This window comes from Ruegeria sp. AH12, assembly GCF_056541465.1.
Genome location: NZ_JBQFYL010000002.1, coordinates 382,157 through 408,643, shown reverse-complemented (window position 1 = coordinate 408,643; position 26,487 = coordinate 382,157). Strand labels below are relative to the sequence as shown.

Sequence of the window (26,487 nt, the reverse complement as noted above, 5' to 3'; positions counted from 1 at the left end):
AATGGTGCGACCCGTTGTTGGTATTATCGGCAATTCTTATCTGATGAATGATCAATATCCCACACATGCGGGTGGGACGATGAATTCGGATGCCGTGGCCAATGTGTCGGGCTGTCTGCCGCTGCTGATACCAGCTGATCCGCGGTATGTTTCGGTTGATGAATTACTTGAGGTCTGCGACGGGTTCCTGCTGACGGGTGGTCGCCCCAACGTACACCCCGAGGAATATGGTGAAGCAGCCACAGATGCGCATGGCGATTTCGACCGGGCGCGGGATGCAATCACGCTGCCTTTGGTGCGCGCCTGTGTCGAACGTGGCCAGCCCTTTCTGGGGATCTGCCGCGGGTTTCAAGAGGTGAACGTGGCCATGGGCGGCACGCTTTATCCGGAAATCCGGGACCTGCCGGGTCGGATGAACCACCGGATGCCGCCGGATGGGACGCTTGAGGAAAAATTCGCCCTCCGCCACATCGTGACCTTATCAGAAAACGGTGTGTTTCACGATGTTTTTGGTGCGACCGAAGTGATGACGAACACGTTGCACGGTCAAGGCATCAAACGGATTGGCGAACGCGTTGTGATTGATGGCCATGCACCGGATGGAACGCCCGAGGCGATCTATGTCAAAGACGCGCCTGGTTTTACCCTGTCGGTTCAGTGGCACCCGGAATGGGATGCAATCAATGATCCGGTGTCTCGTCCGCTGTTTGAAGCGTTTGGGGCCGCTGTGCGGAACTGGGCTTCAGGAACCGCGTTGCAACAGATGCAGAGATTGGCGTGATATTGGCAGCGGCCCGGCGATGGGTGCCGGACCGCCTCAATATCATCAGATCAACAGATCAAACTGATTAATCAAGGGCAGGCTGCGCGCTCGTTCTCCGGTCAGGTCAAACAGGGCGTTGCCAAGCGCAGGCATGGATGGCGGTGTGCCGGGCTCACCCGCGCCGCCCATATGGCGGTTGGTTTCCAGCACGCGCACCTCAACCTGTGGCGCAGTGTGCATGCGGATCGCGTCATAGTCGGGGAAGTTGTACTGCTCCACCTCGCCGTCGGCAAAGGTAATCTCGCCGTAGCAGGCCGCTGACAGGCCATACATCATGCCGCCGAACATCTGCGCTTTGACATTCTCCGGGTCCAGCGCAAGCCCCATGTCACAGGCGATCCACGCCTTGTTGATACGGATAATGCCGTCCTCATCCACCACTTCGATGACTTGCGCAACAGGGGTGCCGAAGCTGTAAGTGAAGGCCACACCGCGCCCGACACCACGGGGTGTCTGGCCCGTCCAGCCCGACATATCGCGGACCGCTTCGAGACATCCTGCGGATGGGACGTGCTCGCCTTGCATCAATTCCAGCCGGAATTCCAGCGGATCACGGCCTGCAGCATGGGCCAGTTCATCCATGAATGTCTCGTGGAAGAACCCGTTATGGCTGTTGCCGACCGAGCGCCAGAACCCGACAGGGATATCGAGATTGGCGATATGTCCACTGATGCGATAGTTCGGGACGCCGTAGGGCTGGTTGAAGAAACCCTCGACCAATACCTTATCCGGGCCTGCGCCAGGTAAGCCGGTATACCGCTGAACAGCCTGTTGTGTGCAGGATTGTGAGGCGACGGCCCCGTCGATCAAAACCGCTTTGCCATCCTGAACCGCGCCTCGCATCCGGGCGATGGCGCCGGGGCGGTAGTAGTCGTGGCGCATGTCTTCTTCACGGCTCCAGGTGGTCTGGACCGGAGTGCCCGGCATCGCCATGGCAACTTTGGTGGCGATGTCACCAAAATCCAGCTCACCACGTCGGCCAAAGCCCCCACCCAGATAGGTGGTATGAATTTGCACGGCTTCGGTCTCCAACCCGGCTGTGTTGGCAACGCGGAACTGGATCAGGGTGGGGGCCTGGTTGCCGCACCACAGTTCCAATGCGTTTCCGGTGTAAAGCGCGGTGGCGTTCATCGGCTCCATCGTTGCATGGGCCAGATAGGGCAACTGATATTCGGCTGTGATCTCTGTTGCGCCCTCGGGCAAAACGCTGACATCGCCATCGTCGCGCATCGTCGAGTTCGGGGCGTCATCGAACGCCTTGGCGATCTCGGCAAAGACCTGATCGGTTTCGGGTGGGTAGGGGGCGTCGCCCCAATCCACATCAATGGCGTCAACCGCCTGTTGGGCAAGCCATGTGTTGTTGGCGATGACCGCAACACCCGCGCCCAGATCGACCACCTTCTCGACCCCCGGCATTGAGGTTGCGGGACTGTCGTCATATCCGTTCATCGCACCACCCAGCTTAGGGTTCATGCGCACGGCTGCGAATTTCATACCCGGCAAGCGGACATCGACGCCAAACTCCGCCGTTCCCGTCGCCTTCTCCACCATATCCAGACGCGGCTGGGATTGTCCAAGATAGCGCCATTCGGAGGGATCGCGCAGGGGAACCTCGACCGGCTCAAGATCGGCGACATCAACGGCCAAATCGGTGTAAGGGATCTTGTCACCATTCGGGGCGATTACATGGCCAGACGCGGTCTGCAACTCTGCTGGATCAACGCCCAATCGGTCGGCGGCGGCGCGTTTCAGGGTTTCGCGCGCCGAAGCCCCTGCCTGACGCATCCGTTCAAACCCGTCTTTCATCGAAGTCGATCCACCGGTGACCTGAAGGCTGAGCGTACGCCCCAACACCCCTAGTGCTTCACCCAAATTGTACTGGATATCCGGGATGTCATAGCCCTTGTTGGGCAGACCTTCGCCAATCAGGGCCGAGTTGTAGTAGGCCGCAGCAGCAGGCCCGTGCAGAACGGTGACCTGATCAAGGTCAACGTCCAGTTCCTCGGCAATCAACGCGGCCCAGGTGGTTTGTACACCCTGTCCCATTTCAGCGCGGGGTGCGAATAGCGTCACACCGTTCTGATCGATCAGAATAAACGGGTTCAGTGCAGCCTCACCCTCGCCGGGTTTCAGCGGGTTCGTTGCGGGTCGGCTTACGTAATAAGCACCGAAAGCCACGCCGCCAACGATCGCGGCAGACCCGATCAGGAAGGTACGGCGCAGGATTTTTCCAACTTTGCCCATCTCTTACGCCTCCTTCAGTTTGCCAGCGGCGTCGTGAATTGCTGCACGTATTCGGGGATAAGTGCCGCAGCGGCACAGGTTGCCCTGCATCGCGTCATCGATATCAGCATCTGAGGGCGCGGGGTTTTCGGCCAGCAAAGCTGCGGCCTGCATGATTTGACCGGACTGGCAATAGCCGCATTGCGCCACCTGATGGTCGACCCAGGCTTGTTGGAGTGCTGACATGGCCGCAGGCGTTCCGATGCCTTCAATCGTCGTCACGTCACCCCAGACATCCGAAAGGGCCACCTGACAGGACCGCACCGCCTCGCCATCGATGTGCACGGTACAGGCCCCGCAGGCAGCTACACCGCAACCGAATTTGGTGCCGGTCAGGCCGACCTCATCACGCAGCACCCAAAGCAGGGGGACATCATCAGGCAGATCCACCTGATGTGCGGTTCCGTTGATCTTAAGGGTGGTCGCCATGGCGCGCCTCTCGTTAGCTGTGGCAGTATCTGACATAATTGGTGAAAAGTGTCAGTATGTCAATTGACAAAATATACGAAAACTGTCAGAGCTTCTGAAATGAAGGATACGAGCGACGACATACGGCAAAAGGCTATTCTGGCTTCGGCTTTCCAGGCTTTTTCGAAATACGGATTCCGCAAGACATCGATGGATGACATTGCGAAAGGTGCAGGTATGTCCCGGCCTGCCGTGTATCTGCACTATAAGAACAAAGAGGCGATCGTTCGCGAACTAACCAGGCTGCACTATGCTGACAAGGCAAATGCCGTAGCCGCTGCTTTGAAGAACGCAGGATCGATCTCGCAGGTGTTGAACGCAGCGATTCAGGCGCAAATGGAGGGAATGGCCGCGATACTGGCTTCACCCCATGGGGTCGAGATGCTGGATACGACCAAATCCATGTCCACCGATATTGTCGAACAGGGTGAGGCAGAACTGACTTTGCTGTTTGCCAACTGGCTGACCGATATGCAGGCCAAAGGGCGCGCCCGCGTGTTCGATACGCCCCACGAGGCTGCAAAGACGATTACGGCCAGCCTGAAAGGGATCAAGCTGACCGCCTCCAGCGCCGAAGAATTCGAACAGCGCACCCGGCAGTTGGCCGCTATGATCGGCGCTGGGCTTGAGGTCAGGTAACCCGCTGACGGATTTTGTATTCGGGCCGATCCCACTGCCTGTTGCGCATGATATCGGCCAGAATATCAACCGCTTGCTCCACATCCGTTTCGTCAATGTAAAGCGGTGTAAAGCCAAAGCGCATGATATCCGGTGCCCGGAAATCTCCGATCACACCGCGCGCGATCAGCGCCTGCATCGCGGCATAGCCTTCGGCAAATCGGAATGAGACCTGACTGCCTCGCTGCATTGGGTCGCGCGGGCTGGCAAGCGTCAGATCAGGGCAGGTGGCCTCGACCCGTTGAATGAAAAGCTCGGTCAATTCGATGGATTTGGCACGGACATCGGTCATATCGGCCATATCCCAGACATCCATCGCCACCGAAAGTGAGGCCATCTGAATGACCGGAGGAGTTCCGACCCGCATCCGTTCGATCCCCGCGCCAGGGCGATAGTCGAGATCAAAGGCGAACGGAGCCTCGTGCCCCAGCCAACCCGACAGAGCTGGGCGCACGCGCTCCGCCAATCGAGGGGCGACATAGACAAAGGCCGGAGCACCGGGCCCGCCATTAAGGTATTTGTAGGTACAGCCCACTGCAAAATCGGCATTGCAGCCCGTCAGATCTACAGGAATCGCCCCAGCCGAATGGGCCAGATCCCAAACGGTCACCACGCCCGAGGAGTGCGCCAATTCGGTCAGGGTTTTCATGTCATGCATGCGTCCGGTCCGGTAATCGACCTCAGTCAGCATCAGAACGGCGACATCGTCCGTCAGGGCATCAGCCACCTGTTCAGGGTCGACCACTCGCAACTCATAGTCATCGCCGAGCGAACGCAAAAGTCCGTCAACCATGTAAAGATCGGTTGGGAAGTTGCCATTGTCTGACAGCACAACCTTGCGATCCGGGTTTAGCTCCAGAGCGGATGCAACCGCTTGATAGACTTTGATCGATAACGTGTCGCCCACGACAACACTGCCCGGTTCCGCTCCGATCAGTTTGCCAATCCGGTCGCCCAACGCCGCGGGCATACCCATCCAACCGGCTTTGTTCCAGCCCGTGATCAGCATTTGCCCCCATTCGTCGGTCATCATCTGATGCACGTGATCCGCCGCTGCCCTCGGAACCGGGCCCAGAGAGTTTCCGTCGAGGTAGATCATCCCCTCGGGCAAAATGAACATGTCTTTGGTCGTCGCGAAATCAGTCATGGCGGCCCGTTTTTTGTTTATTTGGATAGCATTGCCCCTAGGGCGTAAAACATCCCGTCTCTGCTGTCCATTGATGCGACAACTGGGGTTTTGCTATTTCGGTCCCAAAGCGGTAGGACAGCGCCCAGAAACGACACGTGCCCTTACGTGACGTCAGCCCCGAGGATTGACGATGCGCTGGATCGACCTTCCCCCTGTCTGGCTCGTGGGCTTTGCCCTGCTTGCCTGGTTGCAGGGACGCTATTTGGGATTTGGCCTGTCCCTTGACGGTGGGTTGACCGATCTTCTCAGCGGCGTGCTGATCGGGGGTGGCATTCTTCTGGCCGTATTGGCCGTTGCCGAATTCCGACGCCATAAGACGACAGTCATCCCGCATGAAACACCCAGTGCAATCGTGCAATCCGGCATCTACAAACGCAGCCGGAATCCGATCTACCTGGGAGATGTTTTGATCCTGGCGGGCTTGGTTCTGCGCTTTGACGCCGTTCTGTCACTGGCTCTGGTGCCGATCTTCGTCTGGGTGCTTGAACGTCGTTTCATCCTGCCCGAGGAGGACCGCATGCGCCGCACCTTCCGCGCGGATTTCGCCCGCTACGAACAAAAAACAAGACGGTGGGTGTAGCCAGATCAACCGAATGACACAACGTAATGGATGCTGCGCTTGCGAAATAAAATTGCGCAAGATACATCTTTTCTTAACAATCCATACCCGAGGACCTGACCGGCCTTAGAAGCGAGGGGGACTGCCAGTGAAAATAGGCACACCAAAAGAAATACTGGATGGCGAGAACCGAGTGGCAATGACGCCAGACTCGGCCGTGCAGTTGCAGAAACTGGGCTATGAGTGCCTGATCGAAAAAGGGGCCGGTGCGGCGGCCGGGTTTTCGGATGCGACGTATGAGGCTGCGGGTGTTGAGGTCGTAAAAACCGCGGCAGCACTATGGAAAGCGGCGGATATTGTCGCCAAGGTGCGCATCCCGACAGACACCGAGATGAAGCGTCTGACCAAAGGCAAAACGCTGATCTCGTTCTTCAACCCCGCGGGCAATGAAGAGGGGATGGAACTGGCCAAATCCAAAGGCGCGAATGTTATCGCCATGGAGATGGTGCCGCGTATTTCACGCGCGCAGAAGATGGATGCGCTGTCTTCGATGGCGAATATCGCGGGCTATCGTGCGGTGATCGAGGCCGGTAACAACTTCGGCCGTTTCTTTACCGGTCAGGTGACCGCCGCCGGAAAGGTGCCACCTGCCAAAGTGCTGATCGTTGGGGCCGGCGTGGCTGGTCTGGCGGCGATCGGAACTTCGACCTCGCTGGGAGCTATTACCTATGCGTTCGACGTGCGCCCCGAAGTGGCCGAACAGGTCGAATCCATGGGGGCCGAGTTTGTCTATCTGGACTTTGAAGAAGACCAGCAGGACGGCGCGGCCACAGGCGGCTATGCCTCGGTTCAGTCGGATGAATTCCGCGAAGCGCAGCTGGCCAAGTTCCGCGAACTGGCGCCCGAGATGGACATCGTGATCACCACCGCGCTGATCCCGAACCGCGAAGCGCCCGAGCTTTGGACCAAAGACATGGTCGAGGCGATGAAGCCGGGCTCGGTCATCGTTGACCTTGCGGCGGAAAAGGGCGGCAACTGTAAGCTGACCGTCGCGGATGAGAAGATCGTGACCGACAATGGCGTGACCATCATCGGCTATACCGACTTCCCCAGCCGGATGGCGGCGCAATCGTCGTCGCTTTATGCCACTAACATCCGCCACATGATGACCGACCTGACGCCTGAAAAGGACGGTCAGATCAATCATGACATGGAAGATGACGTGATCCGCGGTGCGACCGTGACATTTGAAGGCGACATCACCTTCCCGCCACCACCACCCAAGGTGCAGGCGATCGCGGCGCAGAAGAAACCCGAGGTCAAGGAACTGACCCCGGAAGAGAAGAAGGCGCAGGAGATCGCGGCCTTCAAGGCGCAGACAAAACAGCAGTTCACCCTGCTGGGGGGTGGCGGTGCGCTGATGCTGTTGGTGGGGCTGATCGCTCCGGCCAGCTTCATGCAGCACTTCATCGTCTTTGTGCTGGCCATTTTCGTGGGCTTCCAGGTGATCTGGGGCGTCGCGCACAGCTTGCACACACCGCTGATGGCGATCACCAACGCGATCTCGTCGATCATTATCGTCGGGGCCTTGATGCAGATTGGGTCCGGGTCGTTCCTGGTTATTCTGCTGGCTGCACTGTCCGTGTTCATGGCCGGGATCAATATCTTCGGCGGCTTCCTCGTAACCCGGCGCATGCTCGCCATGTTCCAGAAATCCTAAGGAGGTCGGGCATATGATTGGCTTTACTTCTGCCGCTTATGTTGTTGCGGCTGTCCTTTTCATCCTGTCGCTCGGCGGATTGTCGAACCAGGAAAGCGCCAAGCGCGCGGTCTGGTATGGCATTGTTGGTATGGCGCTGGCGGTTTTCGCCACGCTGGTCGGTCCGGGTTCGGGCCTGTGGCTGCTGTCCATTCTGCTGATCATCGGCGGTGGTCTAATCGGTCAATACGTGGCGCAGCGCGTCCAGATGACCGAGATGCCGCAGCTGGTGGCCGCAATGCACTCGCTGGTCGGTCTGGCGGCCGTGTTCGTGGGCTTTAACGCGCATTTCGAGATCGGAAACGTGGCGCAGGTCATGGCGATTGCGGATAGTGCCAGCCAGGCGGACCTGTCCGACCTTGGCGCTTTTGCCAAGCTGATCGCCAAGAAGACCCCGGCGGAACTGGCGATCCTGCATGTTGAGCTGTTCCTGGGCATCTTCATCGGTGCAATCACCTTTACCGGCTCGGTCGTGGCCTATGGCAAGCTGGCGGGCAAAGTGACCTCGGCGGCGACCAAGCTGCCTGGTGGTCATATGCTGAACGCGGCGGCTGCAGGTCTCTCGCTGATCTGTCTGATCTGGTATACCAGCTCGGGTGGGTTTTTCCCGCTGTTCCTGATGACGCTGGCGGCGCTGTTTATCGGCTATCACCTGATCATGGGCATCGGTGGTGCCGACATGCCGGTGGTTGTGTCGATGCTGAACTCGTATTCGGGTTGGGCGGCAGCCGCGATTGGCTTCAGCCTTGGCAACGACCTGCTGATTGTTGTCGGCGCTCTTGTCGGCTCGTCGGGTGCGATCCTGTCCTACATCATGTGCAAGGCGATGAACCGTCACTTTGTCAGCGTAATCCTGGGCGGCTTCGGTGGCCCGCAGGGCGAGCAGATGGCTGTCGAAGGCGAACAGATCGCGATTGAGGCTGACGGCGTGGCCGCTGCGCTGAACGATGCGGACAGCATTGTCATCATCCCGGGCTATGGCATGGCCGTGGCGCAGGCACAGCAATCGGTGTCCGAACTGGTTCGCAAGCTGCGTGCCAAGGGCAAAGAGGTGCGTTTTGCGATCCACCCCGTTGCCGGACGTCTGCCGGGCCACATGAACGTGCTGCTGGCCGAGGCGAAAGTGCCGTATGATATCGTGCTGGAGATGGATGAGATCAATGACGATTTCCCGGAAACGGATGTTGCCATCGTCATCGGCTCGAACGACATCGTGAACCCTGCGGCGCAGGAGGATCCCAACAGCCCCATCGCCGGTATGCCGGTGCTGGAGTGCTGGAAGGCCAAGCAGGTCTTTGTGTCGAAGCGCGGTCAGGGCACCGGCTATTCGGGCATCGAAAACCCGCTGTTCTTCAAAGAGAACACGCGCATGTTCTATGGCGATGCCAAGCAGTCGCTGGACAAGCTGCTGCCGATGATCGACTGATCAAATGTTGCTAGCAAATTGCAAAGGGCGCCTGCGGGCGCCCTTTTCTTTTTTGGGTAGAGTTGGGGGCTTTGCCCCCAAACCCCCAGGATATTTGGGGCCAGATGAAGCCTGTGGAATGTGCTATTCTGAGCCGGAGCACGGTGACAGGAGGTAGCTTTGCAGAAAGTGAACGGTATTGGCGGGGTTTTCTTTCGGGCCCGGGATCCTGACGCTTTGCGGGACTGGTACGCGACCCATCTTGGGGTCAATCACTATGATCCAGTGCCCTGGAAACAGCGCGAGGGCTACACGGTCTTTGCCCCCTTCGCGCAGGACACCGAGTATTTCGGAAAGGCCGAGCAGCAATGGATGATCAATTTTCGCGTGGATGATCTGGCGGCGATGACCGCACAGCTTGAGGCCGCGGGGATCAAGGTTGAGACCCATCCCGACTGGGACAGCGAGGTTGGTAAGTTCGCCCGCATTCATGACCCGGAAGGCAATCCGATCGAGCTGTGGCAGCCAAATCAATGAGATAGCGGGTTTGTATACCGTTGCATTCCTGTAAGTATATGAAATAAAAAGAGAATTGATGTATCTCGACTGTGTCGTATAGTGCCCCCGGTAAGACGGAGCCAAAAATGACGCCGATTGATGATCATCCCTTGCGCTATGCGCTGGCCAATGAACTGCACGCGAGGCCTTTTCCGAGCGCCGAGGTGCCGTGCACAGTTGCGTTTCTAGCAATCAAGAAACCGGCGGCGGCGATAGAAGGGGAGCGTCAGACGGATATCGCTCATCTGACGGAGTTGCTGACGCGTTATGGTGCGTCTCGTCCCCAGCCAGACGCCACGCACTACGCGGGTCAGATCGGGCGCCATTGGTTGAAGTGGGAACAGCATACCGAGTTTGTGACCTATACCGCGATCTCTCAGAATGTGAGCGCCCGGGCGTTTGATCCGGCTGATTTTGAGGTGTTTCCAGCGGATTGGGTCATGGCCAGCCCGGGCAAAAGAATCACATCGATCCTAATGCGTGTGGTGCGGCGGCCAGATCAAGATGCGGTCCGTGCCCTTTTGCCCGACTGGTTCGAACCCGAAAGCCTAGCCGTTTCATGCGTTCTGGATGATGCCGCCATCTGTGCCAGCGATTTCCGCATCGATCCCGCGGGTCATATGCGCTTTGCGTTGTTCGTCTCTGAAGACACCGGTCAGCGTCGGATTGGGCGCATCATTCAACGCCTGTGCGAGATTGAGACGTACAAGGCGATGTCCATGCTGGGCTTTGCTCGGGTCAAAGACCTGACCCCGCGCATTGGTGAACTAGACCAGAAACTGACCGCGTTGATGGGCGAGATGACCGATGGAGAAAACCACCCTGACGATCTGTTACCTGATCTGCTGCGCATCTCGACCGAGTTGGAAACCTTGTCTGCCCGCTGTGCCTTTCGCTTTGGGGCGACGGGTGCCTATGAAGCCATCGTCAATCAGCGCATCGCCGTGTTGCGGGAAGAACGGTTCATGGGCCGTCAGAGCTTTGCCGATTTCATGATGCGCCGTTACGACCCGGCTATGCGCACCGTGAAATCGACAGAAAAACGCCTGCAAACCCTGTCGGATCGGGCCATCCGTGCTGGGGATCTGCTGCGCACACGGGTCGATGTGGAACGCAGTGCACAGAACCAGGCTTTGTTGGAAAGCATGGACAAGCGTGCGGATCTGGCCTTGCGTCTGCAGCACACTGTCGAGGGGCTTTCGGTTGTAGCCATCAGCTACTATGCCGTGTCGCTGGTGAGCTACGTATTGTATCCGCTCACGTCGACCGGATTGAGCAAGGGTACATTGACCGCCTTGATCACGTTGCCGGTCATTTTGATGGTCTGGGCTGCCGTCCACAGAATTCGCAAGCGGTTGGAATGACGTCACTTGCACAGCGGGGCTAGCCTTGTACTAGTGACCGGCAGCGATAGTCACATAATCGGAGCATCCCTGTGATCAATGTCGTTTCAGCATGGCGGGCTGTGACAGCGATGTTCATCCTCAACGGTGCGTTGTTCGGTATCTGGGCCTCGCGCATTCCGGCGGTTCGGGATCATCTGCAGCTGAGCCATGAGGCGTTGGGCTATGGCCTGCTGTTCATGGCAGCGGGCGCGGTGTGCTCCTTTCCCATCACCGGACGATTGACCGACCGGTTTGGCGCCGTTGCAATCACGCGGGTTATCGCGGTTCTCTATACCGGATCTCTGGTGCTGTTGGGGCTGGCTGACAGTTTCACCCTGCTTGCTGTCTTTCTGTTTGTCTTCGGGGCGTTTCACGGGTCGATGGATGTGGCCATGAATGCCTGGGCCGCCGAAGTTGAAAGCGCCTATGAGAAACCGTTGATGTCCTCATTCCACGCGATGTGGAGCCTTGGGGCGGGCTTGGGTGCGATCAGCGGGTATGCGGCTGTTCAGATGCAGATGAACGTGTTGCAGCATTTTCTTGCCGCAGGTGGTTTGGTCGTGGCCTTGGCTCTGGCGCTGTCCTGGGTGCAATGGACATCTCGCCGGTCGGTGCAGTCGCAGGGATCAGTTTTTGCGTTCCCGTCTGGGGTGCTGATCCTGGTGGGGTTCACGGCCTTGTGCGGTGCGCTGGGCGAAGGGGCCGTCGCGGATTGGAGTGCGATATTCCTGCGCGACGTCACTGGCGCTGCCGAAAGCATTGCGACCTTGGGTTATGCAGTGTTCTCGGTCGCGATGGTGGTATGTCGTCTTGCGGGGGGGCTGGTGATTGCCCGGGTCGGGCCGGTTTCTGCGGCACGGGGCGGCGGGATGTTTGCCGCTATGGGCGTGTTTTGTGTTGTCTCGGCCGGGGCCGCTCCGCTGGCTTTGGTGGGCTTTACGCTGATGGGCGTGGGATATGCGGTGATTATGCCTTTGGCGTTTAGCCGTGCCGCGAATGACCCAAAGATACCGCCGGGGCAGGCTATCGCAAGTGTGGCGACGCTTGGCTATGGCGGTCTGCTGATTGGCCCGCCTTTGATTGGGTTTTTGGCAGAGTTGCTGACGCTGAGAATGGCCTTTGGTGTCTTACTGCCGCTTGCCGTTCTGATCGTCGTGTGCGCCGGCGCGCTTAAGCGCGCCGACTGAGTTTGATTAACGTCCGCGAATACGCGGATCCAGCGCATCGCGCAGGCCGTCGCCCAGATAGTTTACGCTGAGAACGGTCAGTGAGATTGCCAGGCCGGGCCAGAACACGCGCTCGGGGTATTGTTGTAGATAGTCAACGCCATCAAACAGCAAGCGGCCCCAGGTCGGGAAGTCGGGCGGGAAGCCCAAGCCCAGGAAGGACAGCGCGCTTTCAGTGATGATCGCCGTGGCAATCCCCAATGTCGCCGACACCATGATCGGAGACAGCACGTTCGGCAGGATGTGCCGCGTGATGATCTGGCTGTTGCTGGTGCCAATGGACCGGGCTGCCAAAACGAACTCGCGTTCCTTGATGGCCAAAACATCGCCCCGAACGATCCGGGCTGTCGGCATCCACGAGGTGATGCCGATGGCGCAGACAATCAGGATGAAAATCCCGCGTTCCAGCCCGAAGGCCGCAGACAAGGGCTCGCGGAACAGCAGCATCATGACCAGCAGCAAGGGCAGCAGAGGCAGGGCTAGGAACAGGTCGGTCAGGCGCATCAGCGGCCCGTCGAGCCGCTTGAAGAACCCGGCGACCACGCCGATGAATGAGCCCAGGAACAGCGCCAGTAGCATCGCGGTGATGCCGACCGATACCGAGGTCTGCCCACCCGACATCATCCGCGCCAAAATATCACGCCCCAACTGGTCGGTGCCAAACGGGTGCGCCCAGCTTGGCCCCTGATTACGCGACCGGATGTCGATCTGCGTCGGGTCGATGGTCCAGAGATACGGGCCGAGATACACTGCAGCGACGATGAAGATGAACAGGACCGCCCCGATCATCGCGCCCTTGTGGGTTTTGAACTGATCCCACACATCGCGCCACTGGCTGCGGGGTGGGGTGGACAGGTCGTCCATCACACCTGCGGTTGGCAGGGCGGTGGAGGCCGGCGCAATACCTTCATCCGGGACCAGCGTATCCGTACGATCATGATCAGTCATAGCGAATCCTCGGGTCCAGAATGCCGTAGAGCACGTCTGCAATCAGGTTGAACAGTACGATCAGCACGGCAAAGATGAAGGTCAGAGTTTGAACCATCGGCAGGTCATTGGCCTGAATGGCCCCGATCAGCAACTGGCCGATGCCATTCACCTTGAAAACCTGTTCGGTGATGATGGCGCCGCCGAAGATGGCGGGGATACCCAGCGCGATCACTGTGACCACAGGGATCATCGAGTTGCGCAGGACGTGGACCATGACAACGGTGTATTCGCTGAGACCCTTGGCGCGGGCGGTGCGAACGTAATCCTGATTGAGGTTGTCCAACATCGAGGCGCGCATGAAGCGGCTCAGCTGTGCGGTGATCTGAAGCGCCAGAACCATGACCGGCATGATCATTTGCTTGAGTTGCACGACAAAGCTGTCCCAACTGTTGACCACCAGCGTGGTGTCATAGATCGAAGGGAACCAGCCCAGCTGGACTGAGAAGATCACGATCACCAGAACGCCCGAGAAGAAGGGCGGGACCGAGAAGCCGACCATCGACACAAAAGTGCCCATTTGATCGAACCAGGAATACTGGCGATAGGCCGAATAGATGCCGATGGGCAGAGCGATCAGGATCGCAACCACATAGGCGGTGCCAACAACCCACAGGGTCTGCGGGATGCGCTGAACGACGATGTCCATGACCGGCGAACGGGTCTGCCACGAAATCACACGCAGATCACCTTCGGAAAAGGTGGTGCCGAACATGTGGTCGATCAGAACCTGAGGTTCGATCCAGAAGAACTGAACGATCCATTTCCAGAACCGGATATGCATCGGTTGGCCAAGGCCAAGCGCTTCGCGCATCTTCTCTTTGACTTCGGGGGGAACGGTGAGCGGAACCTGTGCCATCGGATCGCCAGGTGCGAGTTCGAGGAGCAGGAAGATGACGAGGCTGATGAACAGCAGTGTAGGCACCGCCAATATCAGTCGTCTGATGGTAAAATTAAGCATTAAGAGGCGCCTTTATATGCGTCTTCTTGTTGGGGTGGTGTGCAAAGCACCGCGCCCCGAAGATCGGGGCGCGGCTTTGCAAGGCTAACGCTTAGGAACCGGTCTTGCGGTACCAGTCAGCGATATTCCAAAGCTCGCTGTCCCAAACGTTCAGGACAACGCCACCCAGGGTGTTTGCATGCGCCGACAGACGACCACGGTGCACCAGCGGGATCATACCGCCGTTTTCAACTATGATGTCGTTCAGCTGTTTCGCGATCTCGGCGCGCTTTTCCAGACCGGCAGTTTCGGCCAGCTGTGCGTGCAACTTATCGAACTCTTCGTTGCAGAAGCGGCTGATGTTTTCACCCTGCCACTGTGTGTCGGGACGAGGTGCCTTGTCGCACAGACCGTTGCCCAGATAGGACTGAGGGTCGGTGCCGTTGAAGGTGTTGGCATACATCTCAACATCGGCATAGAACTTCTGGAACGTGTCAGGCGAGCCCGGGTCACCACCGAAGAAGACCGAAGCGTTGATGTTGCGCAGTTCGGTTTCGATACCGATCTGGCTCCACCATTCCTTGATCAGCGCCTGGAAGTCCTGACGGACGGCGTTGGTCGACGTTTGATAGACAACTTTCAGCGGAACACCGTCTTTTTCACGGACGCCATCGCCATTGGTGTCAACGATACCTGCTTCGTCCAGCAGGGCGTTCGCACCAGCGATATCCTGCGTGTCACAGGTCATCGAGGTCGAGTTGAACGCAGCCGGGGCCGGAACCCAGTTACAGGTCACTTTACCTGCCTGACCATAGCCGATCTCAACCAGTAGCGGCCGATCGATAGCCATGGACATGGCTTTGTAAACGGCCGGGTCCTGAAGGAACGGGTGCGGATGCGTTGCTGTCGACCGCTCGCCTTCCGGCAGGTCAGGCGAGGGGTTGGTCTGGTTCAGCATGATACGCTCGACCAGTGGACCGAAGCCAGCGACCGGGGTACCTTTGCCGCCTTCTTGCATCTGCGCGATCACCTCGGGCGCCAGCTGCAGGTTCCAGGCATAGTCAAACTCGCCGGTTTCCATAACAGCACGACCAGCCGCCGTTGCATCGCCGCCACCCTTGAAGGTGACTGTCGCAAAGGCAGGTTTCGCCGGATCGCGATAGTTGTCGTTCGCCTTGAAGGTGATCACGTCATTCGGCTTGAATTCGGTGACAACAAACGGGCCAGTGCCGATGGGGTTAAAGTTCTGCTCGGTGCATTCGGGGGCTTTCGCGCCCATGCAATCTGCGAACTGAGCGGCTTGAATGATCGGGCTTTCGCCACCCACAAACGGGCCATAGGGGAACGGGGTTGGCTTGTCGAAGGTGACCTTGACGGTCAGATCATCCACCGCTTCGACGTTGGTGACGCCTTCAAACTTGGTGACCTGCGCGCAGCCGCCATCGGGGTCCATGCAGTAATTCGCGGTAAAGACCACATCTGCCGAGGTAAACGCCGAGCCGTCCGACCAGGTGATTCCCGGCGCAATTTTCCAAGTGATCGAAGTCAGGTCCTCGCTGACGCCACCGTTTTCAACGGTCGGGATCTCTGACGCCAGATAGGGCACCATGTTGCCGTCCTGGTCATAACGCGCGAGCGGTTCGATCACCAGCGATGCGGATTCAACGTCCTTGGTTCCGCCCGACAAGAAGGGGTTCAGGATCGACGGAGCCTGCCAATAAATGATGCTGACATTGCCGTCCGATCCACGCTCGGCCAAGGCCATCGGGGCCATCGCCGTGCTTGCGATCGCACCGAGCAAAAGGGTTTTGATCTTCATAATAAACTCCCGAAAAGGACACTTCCGTGTCTCGATTATCTCCGCAAGGCCTGCGGATTTGGCGTTGCCGCTTTGGGTAAGGGTCTGAATTGTTGCCGCAAAATCTGCTAAGATCCACGGAATCCATGATCTCCCCATCACGGTTACGCGAGGTATCGAAACAGAACTCTGGAAAAAAGCAAGGGTTGCCGTCGGGAAAAATGGCAACGGGTTTGACTTTTCCTGCCTTGCCGCCTTAGCGTCGGGCATCCGAACAAAAAAAGACTACCAACAGGAGCGCGTGCGTGCTGGATCAACCTATTGCACAGATCAAAAAACTGCGGGTCGAGTTTCAAACGAAAGATGGCCCCGTGGTGGGTGTCGAGGATGTCTCGTTCGAAGTAAATCCTGGCGAAACCGTTTGTATCGTTGGCGAATCTGGCTCAGGGAAATCGGTTTCCTCACTGTCTTTGATGCGTCTGGTTGAGTTTGGTGGCGGTGAAATCGCGGGTGGAGAGCTACTGTTTGACCGCCGCGACGGCGAAGAGATGGACCTATCAAACGCCGATCAGGATCTGATGAAACAGATTCGCGGCAATGAGATCGGGATGATCTTTCAGGAGCCGATGACAGCGCTGAACCCGGTTTTCACGGTCGGACGCCAGCTGACCGAAGGGCTGCGCATCCACAAAGAAATGTCCAAGGCGCAGGCCGAGGAGCGCGCGCTTGAGCTGCTGCGTCAGGTTCGAATCCCTGAACCTGAGCGTCGTTTGAAACAGTACCCCCATGAATTGTCGGGTGGCATGCGACAGCGTGTTGTGATTGCGATGGCGATGGCGTGCGAGCCACGTTTGCTCATCGCGGACGAACCCACGACCGCGTTGGATGTGACCATTCAGGCCGAGATTCTGGCATTGATGGACCGGTTGAAGCGGGAAACAGGTACGGCGGTGATGTTCATCACCCATGACATGGCCGTGGTGGCGCAGATGGCCGATCGGGTTGTCGTCATGTTCCGCGGAAACAAGGTTGAAGAGGGCACCGTAAAAGAAATCTTCGAGAACCCGCAGCATGACTACACCAAAGCGCTGCTGGCGGCGGTGCCGAAGCTGGGTGAGATGCGCGGCAAATCCGCGCCTGAACCCATGAAACTGCTGGGGGTCGAAGGGCAGAACATCGCCCCCATTCCGGGCACCGAAGAGGTTCTGCTGACCGTCAACAATCTGACAACGCGGTTCCCGGTCAAAGGGGGCTTGCTACGTCGTACTATCTCGAACGTTCATGCGGTCGAAGATGTGTCCTTTACCCTCAACAGGGGACAAACGCTGAGCCTTGTGGGCGAATCGGGGTGTGGAAAATCCTCGGCTGGACGCTCGATCCTGCGGCTGGTCGAGCCTATGGCGGGCGAGATCAATCTGGACGGCGTCGACATTATGAAACTGGATCCGTCCGGCCTACGCAAGGCACGGCTGGATATGCAGATGATCTTTCAGGACCCATTTGCCTCGCTCAATCCGCAGATGCAACTGGTCGATCAGGTGGCCGAGCCGATGCGCAACTACGGCGTCGCCTCAGGGTCGGAATTGCAGGACCGGGTCGCGCAACTGTTCGACAAGGTACAATTGCCTCGCAGCTTCATGCGTCGCTTCCCGCACGAGATGTCAGGCGGTCAACGTCAGCGGATTGCCATCGCCCGTGCACTGGCCCTGAACCCCAAACTGATCATCGCGGATGAGGCGGTTTCGGCGCTGGATGTATCTGTGCAGGCTCAGGTTCTGAACCTGATGATGGAGCTGCAATCTGAACTTGGCCTGTCCTACCTGTTCATCAGCCACGACATGGCCGTGGTCGAGCGTGTCAGCCACTATGTGGGCGTTATGTATCTGGGGCGCATCGTGGAACTTGGACCGCGCGCGCGTGTATTCGAAAACCCGCAGCACCCCTATACACAGGCGCTGATGAAGGCTGTGCCGATTGCTGATCCAAATCAGCGAAAATCGGAAAAAGACTTGAATTTCAAATCGATCCCGTCGCCCATTCATCCGATTGACTACAAGCCGGAACCGTCTACGTATCGCGAGGTCGAACCCGGGCACTTTATCCTGACCACGGATAGCGGATACTGACCCACATGGCACAGCGTCTGACGCCGCTTGAGATCATGACCAAGCTGATCTCGTTTCCAACTGTAAGCCGCGAAAGCAACCTGCCGCTGGTCGATTGGGTCGAAGGATATCTGGGCGAGCACGGGATCAAGGCGCATCGCTGGCCTGACCCGAACCAACCGCACAAGGCCGCGATCTTTGCGCATGTGGGTCCTTGGGAGGAAGGCGCGGTCGTCCTTTCTGGCCACACAGATGTGGTGCCGGTCGACGGGCAACCTTGGGATACCGACCCGTTTGTTGTGACCGAGAAAGATGGTAAATATTTTGGCCGCGGCACCTGCGATATGAAGGGATTTGACGCGCTGGCCATCTGGGCCTTCGTCGAGGCTCAATATGCCGATCTCAAACGCCCGCTTCAATTGGCGCTGAGCTTTGATGAAGAGGTCGGTTGCACCGGCGCGCCGCCCATGATTGAGGCAATGCAGAAGGTTTTGCCCAAAGGGTCGGCTGTGATCGTCGGTGAGCCATCGGTGATGCAGGCTGTCACGGGTCACAAGGGCGGTTTTGGCTATGACACGCATATGATCGGGTTCGAGGTCCATAGCTCAATCATGCATACAGGCGTCAATGCGATCATGGAGGCGGCGCCTCTGATCAATTGGGCCAACGAACAGAACGCCCGCAACCGGGCTGCGACGCCAAGTGACACGGCGGCGGTGTTTGATCCGCCCTGGACCACCGTTCATGTGGGTATGATCGAAGGCGGTACGGCTCATAACATCACGGCCAAGGATTGCCATTTCATGCTGGATTTCCGCACAGTCCCGGATGAGGCCAAGGCCGACTGGCGAGATGCGTATTTCCAGCAGGTGCGCGCGGTTGAGACGCGGATGCAGGTCGTACATCCCGAGGCCCGGATCGAGATTTCCGAGAACTTCTCGATCCCCGGTCTGGTACCGGAACAGGATGGTGAGGCCGAAGCTCTGGTGCGCGCTCTGACCGGTGACAATGCTAGCCATGTGGTCAGTTACGGCACCGAAGCGGGCCAGTTTCAGGAAGCAGGGTATTCCGCGGTCATTTGTGGCCCTGGCGACATCGCGCAGGCGCATCAACCGAACGAGTTTATCTCGGTTTCGCAGTTCGAAGCAGGGCGCGCGTTCATGCAGCGACTGGTCGATAAACTTTCAGGCTGACCAGCCCTTTGAAAGGAGGCATCCGATGCCGGTAAAAAACAGACTTGCCGAGATGCAGGATGAGATCACCAAATGGCGCCGCCATCTGCATATGCATCCCGAACTGATGTATGACGTCCACGAGACTGCGGGTTTTGTGATCGACCGCCTTAAAGAGTTTGGCGTCGATGACATCACGCCCGGCATCGGCAAAACCGGTGTTGTTGCTGTGATCAAGGGCCGCACGGATACCAAAGGTCGCGTGATCGGGCTGCGCGCAGATATGGATGCCTTGCCGATCGAAGAGGCAACGGGATTGGACTATGCCTCGACAGTTCCCGGCAAAATGCATGCGTGTGGGCATGACGGCCATACCTCGATGCTGCTGGGGGCGGCGCAATATTTGGCAGAGACGCGGAACTTTGATGGCACTGTGGTGCTGATTTTTCAACCGGCCGAAGAAGGCGGGGCCGGGGGATTGGCCATGTGTCAGGATGGGTTGATGGATCGTTGGGGCATTCACGAGGTCTATGGTATGCACAATATGCCCGGCCTTCCGGTGGGCGAGTTCGCGATCCGGCCCGGTGCGTTGCTCGCGTCGTCCGATGAGTTCGAGATCGTTGTGACAGGCAAAGGCGGCCACGCTGCGGCCCCGCATGAAGCTGTCGATACAACGCTCGTTGCTTCGCATATTGTTGTTTCTTTGCAGTCGGTTGTAGCACGAACTGTCGATCCGATTAAACGCGTTGTACTGACCGTCGGTACGTTCGAGACGGACAGTGTGGCCTCGAACGTGATTGCACATACGGTCAGGTTAAAGGGCACTGTCCGGACGCTTGACCCCGAATATCGCGCCATCGCCGAGGAACGTGTGCGTCGGATTGCCGAAGACACGGCCTCGGCCTTTGGTGCGACCGCACAGGTAACATGGACGCCTGGGTATCCGGTGACCGTGAATTCCGAGGCGGAAACGGGATACGCCGCCGAAGCCGCCGTCGCTGTTGCAGGCAAGGTGAACGATAGCACCGATCCCATCATGCCGTCAGAAGATTTCGCCTACATGCTTGAAGAACGGCCCGGAGCCTACATCTTTGTTGGAAACGGGGATACGGCCATGTGCCACCACCCGGAATACAATTTCGATGACGACGCGATTCCCGCCGGCTGCAGCTGGTTTGCCGAGCTTGTGGAACGACGATTGCCCATCGCCTAACATAGGGAGAATGCCATGCCGATCAGAAACCGCCTTGCAGAGCTGCATGAAGAGATCACCGGTTGGCGGCGTGACATTCATGAACACCCCGAAATCCTCTACGACACCCACCGCACCAGTGCGTTGGTGGCGGAGAAGCTGAAAGAATTCGGCTGCGACGAGGTTGTCACCGGCATCGGTCGCACCGGTGTGGTTGGCATTATTAGGGGCAAGACTGATACGCAAGGTCGGGCCATTGGGTTGCGGGCGGATATGGATGCGCTGCCCATGCAGGAGCAGACCGGGCTGGACTACGCCTCGAAAACGCCTGATGCGATGCATGCCTGCGGGCATGATGGTCATACAGCGATGGTTCTTGGGGCTGCGAAATACCTGGCCGAAACACGCAATTTCGACGGCACTGCGGTTGTGATTTTCCAACCTGCCGAAGAGGGTGGCAATGGGGCCGAGGCCATGTGTCAGGACGGGCTAATGGACCGGTTTGGCATTCAGGAAGTCTATGCGATGCACAATGTGCCGGGCCTGCCCACGGGGCAGTTCGCGATCCGCTCGGGCCCGTTGCTGGCGGCGGCGGACGAGTTCGACATTCATTTGGAAGGTCATGGCGGCCACGCCGCCAAACCGCAGGAGACGGTGGATACGACGGTGATGTTGTCTCAGTTGATCGTGGCGCTGCAAACAATTGTCTCGCGCAACGCTGACCCGATTGAACAGGGTGTTTTGTCTGTGACCTCGGTTGAGACATCATCGAAGGCGTTCAACGTGATCCCGCAATCGGCCCGCGTGCGGGGAACGGTGCGCACCCATTCCAATGAGATGCGCGCCATGATCGAAAAGCGGCTGACCGAAGTTGCCACCGGCATCGCAGCCACGATGGGCGGCACCGCGACCGTGACTTACAACAAAGGCGTTCCGGTCACGATCAACGCCGAAGAACAAACCGGCTACGCCGAAGAGGCCGCGATTGCGGTTGGTGGAAGCTGCGGCGAGGCTCCTATGGTTATGGGTGGCGAGGATTTCTCGTTCATGCTCGAAGAACGTCCTGGGGCCTTCATCATTCTGGGCAACGGCGACAGCGCCGGGCTGCACCACCCCGAATACAATTTCAATGACGAGATCATTCCAATCGGATGCTCGTGGTTCGCCGAAATGGTCGAGCGCCGGATGCCGGCGGCTTGAATTAGGAGAGAGAAGACATGCCAGTTAAAAACCGCTTTGCCGAATTGCAGGCCGAAATCACCGAATGGCGACGGGATTTGCACGAGAACCCCGAAATTCTGTTCGAAACGCATCGTACCAGCGCAATGGTTGCGGAGAAGCTGAAAGAGTTCGGCTGTGATGAGGTGGTCACCGGAATTGGCCGCACCGGCGTTGTGGGTGTGATCAAGGGCAAGTCTGACAGCAAGGGAAAGGTCATTGGCCTGCGCGCGGATATGGATGCGTTGCCAATCCACGAGGCGACAGGTCTGGACTATGCCTCAAAAACAGACGGGGCCATGCATGCCTGTGGGCATGACGGTCATACGGCGATGTTGTTGGGGGCTGCGAAGTACCTGTCGGAAACGCGGAACTTCGACGGCACCGTTGTCGTAATCTTCCAGCCCGCTGAAGAGGGAGGCGGCGGTGGTCGCGAGATGTGCGAAGACGGTATGATGGACCGCTGGAACATTCAGGAGGTCTACGGAATGCACAACTGGCCGGGTAAACCGGTTGGCAGCTTCGCGATCCGTCCGGGCTCATTCTTTGCCGCAACTGATCAGTTCGACATCACTTTTGAAGGGCGCGGCGGACATGCGGCGAAACCGCAGGAAACCGTCGATACAACCGTGATGACAGCGCAGGCGGTGCTGGCCTTGCAAACCATCGCGTCGCGCAACGCAGATCCGATTGATCAGGTGGTGGTCTCAGTGACCTCGTTCGAGACATCGTCGAAGGCGTTCAACGTGATCCCGCAGACGGTGCAGATCAAAGGCACGGTGCGTACGATGAGCAGCGACATGCGTGATCTGGCCGAAAAGCGGATCAATGAGATCTGCAACGGGGTGGCGGCGACCTTCGGAGGTATGGCGGATGTGACCTATATCCGCGGCTATCCGGTCATGGTGAACAGCGACGCACAGACCGAATTTGCCGCAGAAGTGGCCGAGTCCGTATCTGGGGCCTGCGAAGAGGCTCCGTTGGTGATGGGCGGTGAAGACTTCGCATTTATGCTCGAGGAGCGCCCGGGGGCGTATATTCTGGTTGGCAATGGCGACACCGCCATGGTTCACCATCCCGAGTACAATTTTAACGATGAGGCTATTCCTGCAGGGTGCAGCTGGTGGGCCGAGATCGTTGAACAGCGGATGCCGGCGGCCTGATGGTGAGGGTGGGGGCTCTGCCCCCACACCCCCGAGATATTTTTAGCCAGATGAAGAGGGATCCTGCGCCTTTGGTGCAAGGTTCAGGTGCGTGCAGAGCGTTTCCGCAACCTTGTTCAGAGCGTCTTTTTGAGTGCTGACGCAGGTTTGGGCAGCGCTGCGCGCGGTGGTCAGGGCGCTGTCGTCGGATAGCCAGGTTGCAACGGCATCGGAGAGGTCGTGGGCGGTTTGGACTTCGATTGCGCCTCCGCTCTTGATCAGGGGCGCGAAGGTTTCGGCGAAGTTGAAATAGCCCGGGCCGGTGAGGATGGCGGCCCCAGCTTGGGCGGGTTCAAACGGGTTGTGGCCGCCGATCTCTTTCAACGATCCACCAAGGAACACGATGGGGCAGAGCGCGTACCACGTGCCGGTTTCGCCCAGTGTGTCGGCGACGTAGGTTTGAGTTTGGTCCGTTATCGGTTCACCCGTCGTGCGGAAAGCGGCTGTGAGATTGGCCTGATGTAGAAGTTTGGCGACTTCGTCACGGCGTTCCGGATGGCGCGGGATCAGAAGCAGGAGCAAATCGGGCCAGCGTTCAAGCAGCGTTGTATGCGCTGCGAACACGGTTTCCTCTTCGCCGTCATGGGTAGAACTGGCGATCCAGACAGGGCGGCCTGAGAGTTGCGTGCGGATGTCGGACAGCGCCTGTTCATCGATGTCCAACGGATCGGACATGGCTTTGAGATTGGTGCCGGGTTTCACGCGCTCAGGCTTGGCACCCATGTCGATCAGATTGGCTGCGGTTCGGTCATTCTGGGTCAGGAAGAGACAAAAACTGTCCAGTATGAAACGCGCAGTTTTAGGCCGCTTTTTCCAACCCTCGACAGATTTCTGCGAAAGACGGGCGTTCAGCAGGGCCAGTGGCACGCCGGCCCTGGCGCTTTCGACGATCAGCTGAGGCCAGATTTCACTTTCGACAAACACGCCTGCATCGGGTTTCCAGTGCGAGAGAAAGCGCTGCACTGAGCTATGCGTATCCAGAGGCGGGTATTGATGCCGTGTCCGGGGGGGCAGGCGTTTTTTAACTAGCGCAGCAGATGTGGGCGTGCCGGATGTAATCAGAAACTCGACATCGGGCAAAAGCGTGCCTATCCGTCTGATCAGGCTGAGGACCGACAGGCTTTCGCCAACGCTGGCCGCGTGAAACCAGATCAGACGTCCTGAGGGTCGCGGTAGGCTCGCATGACCCAGCCGTTCCTGCTGTCTCTCGTTTGGAACAGCTGCAGCTTCAAGTTTGCGGCGCACGGTGCGCCACAACAAGGGCGCTGTGACATTAATGATCCCACAGTACAAATGATACAGCAATGTCGGACGACCGGGGCGATGGTCGGGCATCCTAGCCGCCCGTATGGCTCATATGGCGCGTCATCTGGCCATCAACGGCTTGGCGGGAATAGTCGAAATCATGGCCTTTGGGTTTCAGGTTGATGGCGGCGCGGATCGCATGCTCCAAGGGCGCTTCGCTGTCAGGGTGATCACGCAGCGGGGCGCGCAGGTCAGCCATGTCTTCCTGGCCGAGACACATATAGAGCTCACCCGTGCAGGTTAGGCGCACCCGGTTGCAGCTTTCGCAGAAATTATGGGACAGGGGCGTGATGAACCCAATCTTCTGCGCGGTTTCTTCCAACCTTACATAGCGCGCGGGTCCACCGGTCCGTTCGGCCAGATCGGTGACGCTGTAGTGGTTTTCATATTCCTTGCGAACGTCCTTCAGCGACCAGTACTGATCCAGACGATCCTCGTTGCCGATATCGCCCATGGGCATCACCTCGATCCAGGTCAGATCCATATCGCGCTCGGCACACCATTCGGTGATGCGGGGCAGTTCGGGTTCGTTGAAGCCCTTCAAAGCAACCGCGTTGATCTTCACCCGCAAACCGGCCTTTTGCGCCGCATCAATCCCGTTCAGCACCTGTTTCAGGCGGCCCCAACGGGTGACTTTGGCGAACTTGTCTTCATCCAGCGTATCCAGCGAGACGTTCACACGCCGCACACCGGCAGCATAGAGATCATCGGCAAACCGATGAAGTTGCGAGCCGTTGGTTGTCAGCGTCAGTTCCTTCAGCGCGCCGCTGTCCAGATGCCGCGTCATGGAGTGGAAGAAACTCATGATGTTGCGACGCACCAGAGGTTCACCCCCGGTGATCCGCAGCTTTTGAACGCCCAGATTCACAAAGGTCGAACACATCCTGTCCAACTCTTCCAGGGTCAGAAGATCTTTCTTCGGCAGAAAGGTCATGTTCTCGGACATGCAGTAGACGCAGCGGAAATCGCAGCGGTCCGTTACCGAGACGCGGAGATACGTGATGGCACGTGCGAAGGGATCTATCAGCGGAGCAGTCATGCGATATAGGTAATTTGGTATCCCCTTCACGGCAAGGGGCTAACGCGCTTTGGGCTGGAACAGATTGTTTGAGGGCTGTAGGTGTTGGGCATGAAGTACGTTCTTGTTTTCCTGTGTGTTCTGCTTGCTGGCTGCGAAACAGTGCGGACGACGACGGATCGTGTGTTTGGGCGCAGCGAGGCCGCGCCTGAGACAGAGGCCAATGCAGAACCCGAAGCGGCAGAGGCCGCACCCGAAGCTGAGCCGGTCACGACGCGACCAAACTGGGTCGGTGCCAAATCCACTACCGCTGTTCTAGGGGACCCCTCAACACCCGGTCGCTGGATGCAAACGTCGCTTGTGGACACCGAAGTCACTGCGCGTGTGGTTGTGCCCCGCACCGGGGCGCAGGCTTATATCACGCTTATACCGTCGCGGGGGCCCGAAGGGGGCGGCAGCCAGTTGTCACTGGACGCGATGCGTACACTTCTGGTGCCGCTGGATGCGCTGGTTGAGGTTGACGTCTACGCCAACTGATCTTTCAAGTATTTCCCGGCTTCCCGCCGCGCAAAGGGTTTCATCGCCGGGCCATGTTGCTCCAGAAACGCGACAACGCGCGGGGCATCGTGTTTTGACAGTTCACGCAGCCACCAGGCGATGGCTTTCTGGATGAACCAGTCGCGATCCGGAACGTAGCTGGCGGCCCAACCCAAGATGCGGTCTCGGCGGTCCAGATCATCAGGTTTGGGATGGTTTTGCTTGGTCCAGGGCAGGGTGGCCACCAAAGCGGCGCGGCGTGTCCACATGTGATCCGATGTCGTCCATCCCTCGACCTGATCCAGCCGGGTGGGATCGGCCGTCAGCCGTTTTTGCATCGCCATAGCCGCATGATCGGCCACGGCCCAGGCATCGAAATCCGGCAGCCAGCTTTGCAGCAGCTCCCAGACCGCGTCGTCAGGTCGGATGCGCGCCTGGGTGAGTAGTTTTGAGGCGGCGAGGCGGGTTTCGTGAGTATTGAATTGCCACAGCTCATCCGCCAACTGCACGCGTTGCGGCACGTCCAGCTCTTGCCGCCAAGCCTTGGTCAAATCATTCAGAACGGGGTTTGCGACGCCTAGATAGGGGCGGTCCGCCTTGTGATAGGCCGCCATCTGGGCACCGCGTTCAGGATCGGCATGGGCCTTGATCTGGGCCAGATAGGGATCAAGCAGTTGCAT

At 58.4% G+C, this 26,487-nt stretch carries 23 protein-coding genes; 14 read left to right on the top strand and 9 right to left on the bottom strand.

All coding sequences use genetic code 11. From position 1 onward, the window contains the following. Position 1: 1 nt before the first annotated feature. Complete coding sequence (locus ACR0EL_RS06110) at positions 2-781, top strand: gamma-glutamyl-gamma-aminobutyrate hydrolase family protein (protein WP_353008190.1); 780 nt, start codon at positions 2-4, stop codon at positions 779-781. A gap of 45 nt (positions 782-826) precedes the next feature. Here the strand turns inward: ACR0EL_RS06110 and ACR0EL_RS06105 are convergent, their stop codons facing one another. Continuing rightward, positions 827-3,067 carry a xanthine dehydrogenase family protein molybdopterin-binding subunit gene (locus tag ACR0EL_RS06105; RefSeq protein ID WP_480498889.1) on the bottom strand — a complete coding sequence of 747 codons (2,241 nt, stop codon included), beginning with the start codon at positions 3,065-3,067 and terminating at the stop codon, positions 827-829. A gap of 3 nt (positions 3,068-3,070) precedes the next feature. Next, positions 3,071-3,535 (bottom strand): (2Fe-2S)-binding protein, encoded by a 465-nt coding sequence (locus ACR0EL_RS06100; protein ID WP_170532209.1) that lies wholly within the window; start codon positions 3,533-3,535, stop codon positions 3,071-3,073. 99 nt (positions 3,536-3,634) lie between these two features. Here ACR0EL_RS06100 and ACR0EL_RS06095 point away from each other — a divergent pair, with 99 nt between their 5' ends. Continuing rightward, positions 3,635-4,213, top strand: coding sequence for a TetR/AcrR family transcriptional regulator (locus ACR0EL_RS06095; protein ID WP_480498888.1), 579 nt, complete (start codon positions 3,635-3,637; stop codon positions 4,211-4,213). Here the strand turns inward: ACR0EL_RS06095 and kynU are convergent. Continuing rightward, positions 4,206-5,399: a kynureninase gene (kynU, locus tag ACR0EL_RS06090; protein ID WP_480498887.1), complete on the bottom strand. Its 1,194-nt coding sequence runs from the start codon at positions 5,397-5,399 to the stop codon at positions 4,206-4,208. The genes ACR0EL_RS06095 and kynU overlap by 8 nt on opposite strands. Before the next feature lie 172 nt (positions 5,400-5,571). Between kynU and ACR0EL_RS06085 the strand changes: the two genes are divergently transcribed. From ACR0EL_RS06085 to ACR0EL_RS06060, 6 genes are all read left to right on the top strand, one after another. Continuing rightward, on the top strand, positions 5,572-6,021 hold the full coding sequence (locus ACR0EL_RS06085; protein WP_353008184.1) for a methyltransferase family protein: 450 nt from the start codon (positions 5,572-5,574) through the stop codon (positions 6,019-6,021). A gap of 127 nt (positions 6,022-6,148) precedes the next feature. Further along, entirely contained in the window at positions 6,149-7,720 is a 1,572-nt protein-coding gene (locus ACR0EL_RS06080) for a Re/Si-specific NAD(P)(+) transhydrogenase subunit alpha (RefSeq protein WP_480498886.1), read from the top strand. Between the two features lie 13 nt (positions 7,721-7,733). Further along, a complete protein-coding gene (locus ACR0EL_RS06075; protein WP_480498885.1) occupies positions 7,734-9,185 on the top strand; it encodes an NAD(P)(+) transhydrogenase (Re/Si-specific) subunit beta in 1,452 nt (483 codons plus the stop codon). A gap of 159 nt (positions 9,186-9,344) precedes the next feature. Continuing rightward, complete coding sequence (locus ACR0EL_RS06070; RefSeq protein ID WP_480498884.1) at positions 9,345-9,701, top strand: VOC family protein; 357 nt, start codon at positions 9,345-9,347, stop codon at positions 9,699-9,701. A gap of 107 nt (positions 9,702-9,808) precedes the next feature. Then, positions 9,809-11,086, top strand: a complete 1,278-nt coding sequence (locus ACR0EL_RS06065) for a DUF3422 family protein (protein WP_480498883.1) — start codon at positions 9,809-9,811, stop codon at positions 11,084-11,086. 71 nt (positions 11,087-11,157) lie between these two features. Further along, positions 11,158-12,294, top strand: a complete 1,137-nt coding sequence (locus ACR0EL_RS06060; RefSeq protein ID WP_480498882.1) for an MFS transporter — start codon at positions 11,158-11,160, stop codon at positions 12,292-12,294. A gap of 6 nt (positions 12,295-12,300) precedes the next feature. On the opposite strand, the gene ACR0EL_RS06055 is transcribed toward ACR0EL_RS06060, so the two are convergent. The 3 genes from ACR0EL_RS06055 to ACR0EL_RS06045 all read right to left on the bottom strand — a co-directional run bounded on the left by ACR0EL_RS06055 (position 12,301) and on the right by ACR0EL_RS06045 (position 16,079). Beyond that, positions 12,301-13,281 (bottom strand): ABC transporter permease, encoded by a 981-nt coding sequence (locus tag ACR0EL_RS06055; RefSeq protein WP_353008173.1) that lies wholly within the window; start codon positions 13,279-13,281, stop codon positions 12,301-12,303. Beyond that, a complete protein-coding gene (locus ACR0EL_RS06050; protein WP_170532227.1) occupies positions 13,274-14,281 on the bottom strand; it encodes an ABC transporter permease in 1,008 nt (335 codons plus the stop codon). Before ACR0EL_RS06050 ends, ACR0EL_RS06055 begins: the two co-directional genes overlap by 8 nt. A 91-nt stretch (positions 14,282-14,372) precedes the next feature. Continuing rightward, positions 14,373-16,079, bottom strand: coding sequence for a peptide ABC transporter substrate-binding protein (locus tag ACR0EL_RS06045; RefSeq protein WP_353008170.1), 1,707 nt, complete (start codon positions 16,077-16,079; stop codon positions 14,373-14,375). Positions 16,080-16,363: 284 nt separating this feature from the next. Between ACR0EL_RS06045 and ACR0EL_RS06040 the strand changes: the two genes are divergently transcribed. Genes ACR0EL_RS06040 through ACR0EL_RS06020 form a run of 5 tightly spaced genes read left to right on the top strand, consistent with a single transcriptional unit; the run spans position 16,364 to position 22,908 of the window. Then, a complete protein-coding gene (locus ACR0EL_RS06040) occupies positions 16,364-18,184 on the top strand; it encodes an ABC transporter ATP-binding protein (RefSeq protein ID WP_480498881.1) in 1,821 nt (606 codons plus the stop codon). Between the two features lie 5 nt (positions 18,185-18,189). After that, positions 18,190-19,356, top strand: coding sequence for an acetylornithine deacetylase (gene argE / locus ACR0EL_RS06035; RefSeq protein WP_480498880.1), 1,167 nt, complete (start codon positions 18,190-18,192; stop codon positions 19,354-19,356). Positions 19,357-19,381: 25 nt separating this feature from the next. After that, positions 19,382-20,548 (top strand): M20 aminoacylase family protein, encoded by a 1,167-nt coding sequence (locus tag ACR0EL_RS06030; protein ID WP_480498879.1) that lies wholly within the window; start codon positions 19,382-19,384, stop codon positions 20,546-20,548. Between the two features lie 15 nt (positions 20,549-20,563). Next, on the top strand, positions 20,564-21,727 hold the full coding sequence (locus tag ACR0EL_RS06025; RefSeq protein ID WP_480498878.1) for a M20 aminoacylase family protein: 1,164 nt from the start codon (positions 20,564-20,566) through the stop codon (positions 21,725-21,727). Between the two features lie 17 nt (positions 21,728-21,744). Continuing rightward, positions 21,745-22,908 (top strand): M20 aminoacylase family protein, encoded by a 1,164-nt coding sequence (locus ACR0EL_RS06020; RefSeq protein ID WP_480498877.1) that lies wholly within the window; start codon positions 21,745-21,747, stop codon positions 22,906-22,908. 42 nt (positions 22,909-22,950) lie between these two features. Here ACR0EL_RS06020 and ACR0EL_RS06015 read toward each other — a convergent pair whose 3' ends face one another. Both ACR0EL_RS06015 and moaA read right to left on the bottom strand, forming a co-directional pair. Next, the gene (locus ACR0EL_RS06015; RefSeq protein WP_480498876.1) at positions 22,951-24,282 is read right to left on the bottom strand and encodes a 3-deoxy-D-manno-octulosonic acid transferase; all 1,332 of its coding nucleotides are present in this window, start codon (positions 24,280-24,282) and stop codon (positions 22,951-22,953) included. 1 nt (position 24,283) lies between these two features. After that, the gene (moaA, locus tag ACR0EL_RS06010; RefSeq protein ID WP_480498875.1) at positions 24,284-25,291 is read right to left on the bottom strand and encodes a GTP 3',8-cyclase MoaA; all 1,008 of its coding nucleotides are present in this window, start codon (positions 25,289-25,291) and stop codon (positions 24,284-24,286) included. Positions 25,292-25,381: 90 nt separating this feature from the next. Here moaA and ACR0EL_RS06005 point away from each other — a divergent pair, with 90 nt between their 5' ends. Next, positions 25,382-25,807 carry a hypothetical protein gene (locus tag ACR0EL_RS06005; RefSeq protein WP_480498874.1) on the top strand — a complete coding sequence of 142 codons (426 nt, stop codon included), beginning with the start codon at positions 25,382-25,384 and terminating at the stop codon, positions 25,805-25,807. Here ACR0EL_RS06005 and ACR0EL_RS06000 read toward each other — a convergent pair. Further along, positions 25,795-26,487 carry a DNA alkylation repair protein gene (locus ACR0EL_RS06000; RefSeq protein ID WP_480498873.1) on the bottom strand — a complete coding sequence of 231 codons (693 nt, stop codon included), beginning with the start codon at positions 26,485-26,487 and terminating at the stop codon, positions 25,795-25,797. The genes ACR0EL_RS06005 and ACR0EL_RS06000 overlap by 13 nt on opposite strands.

What these genes read in the sequence shown, in the direction of transcription:
- ACR0EL_RS06015 (WP_480498876.1), bottom strand. Translation starts at nt 24,282, where the DNA reads ATGCCCGACCATCGCCCCGGTCGTCCGACATTGCTGTATCATTTGTAC.
- ACR0EL_RS06005 (WP_480498874.1), top strand. Translation starts at nt 25,382, where the DNA reads ATGAAGTACGTTCTTGTTTTCCTGTGTGTTCTGCTTGCTGGCTGCGAA.
- ACR0EL_RS06045 (WP_353008170.1), bottom strand. Translation starts at nt 16,079, where the DNA reads ATGAAGATCAAAACCCTTTTGCTCGGTGCGATCGCAAGCACGGCGATG.
- ACR0EL_RS06025 (WP_480498878.1), top strand. Translation starts at nt 20,564, where the DNA reads ATGCCGATCAGAAACCGCCTTGCAGAGCTGCATGAAGAGATCACCGGT.
- ACR0EL_RS06085 (WP_353008184.1), top strand. Translation starts at nt 5,572, where the DNA reads ATGCGCTGGATCGACCTTCCCCCTGTCTGGCTCGTGGGCTTTGCCCTG.
- ACR0EL_RS06030 (WP_480498879.1), top strand. Translation starts at nt 19,382, where the DNA reads ATGCCGGTAAAAAACAGACTTGCCGAGATGCAGGATGAGATCACCAAA.
- ACR0EL_RS06100 (WP_170532209.1), bottom strand. Translation starts at nt 3,535, where the DNA reads ATGGCGACCACCCTTAAGATCAACGGAACCGCACATCAGGTGGATCTG.
- ACR0EL_RS06075 (WP_480498885.1), top strand. Translation starts at nt 7,734, where the DNA reads ATGATTGGCTTTACTTCTGCCGCTTATGTTGTTGCGGCTGTCCTTTTC.
- ACR0EL_RS06095 (WP_480498888.1), top strand. Translation starts at nt 3,635, where the DNA reads ATGAAGGATACGAGCGACGACATACGGCAAAAGGCTATTCTGGCTTCG.
- ACR0EL_RS06050 (WP_170532227.1), bottom strand. Translation starts at nt 14,281, where the DNA reads ATGCTTAATTTTACCATCAGACGACTGATATTGGCGGTGCCTACACTG.
- ACR0EL_RS06105 (WP_480498889.1), bottom strand. Translation starts at nt 3,067, where the DNA reads ATGGGCAAAGTTGGAAAAATCCTGCGCCGTACCTTCCTGATCGGGTCT.
- ACR0EL_RS06000 (WP_480498873.1), bottom strand. Translation starts at nt 26,487, where the DNA reads ATGCAACTGCTTGATCCCTATCTGGCCCAGATCAAGGCCCATGCCGAT.
- ACR0EL_RS06055 (WP_353008173.1), bottom strand. Translation starts at nt 13,281, where the DNA reads ATGACTGATCATGATCGTACGGATACGCTGGTCCCGGATGAAGGTATT.
- argE (WP_480498880.1), top strand. Translation starts at nt 18,190, where the DNA reads ATGGCACAGCGTCTGACGCCGCTTGAGATCATGACCAAGCTGATCTCG.
- moaA (WP_480498875.1), bottom strand. Translation starts at nt 25,291, where the DNA reads ATGACTGCTCCGCTGATAGATCCCTTCGCACGTGCCATCACGTATCTC.
- ACR0EL_RS06065 (WP_480498883.1), top strand. Translation starts at nt 9,809, where the DNA reads ATGACGCCGATTGATGATCATCCCTTGCGCTATGCGCTGGCCAATGAA.
- ACR0EL_RS06110 (WP_353008190.1), top strand. Translation starts at nt 2, where the DNA reads ATGGTGCGACCCGTTGTTGGTATTATCGGCAATTCTTATCTGATGAAT.
- ACR0EL_RS06020 (WP_480498877.1), top strand. Translation starts at nt 21,745, where the DNA reads ATGCCAGTTAAAAACCGCTTTGCCGAATTGCAGGCCGAAATCACCGAA.
- kynU (WP_480498887.1), bottom strand. Translation starts at nt 5,399, where the DNA reads ATGACTGATTTCGCGACGACCAAAGACATGTTCATTTTGCCCGAGGGG.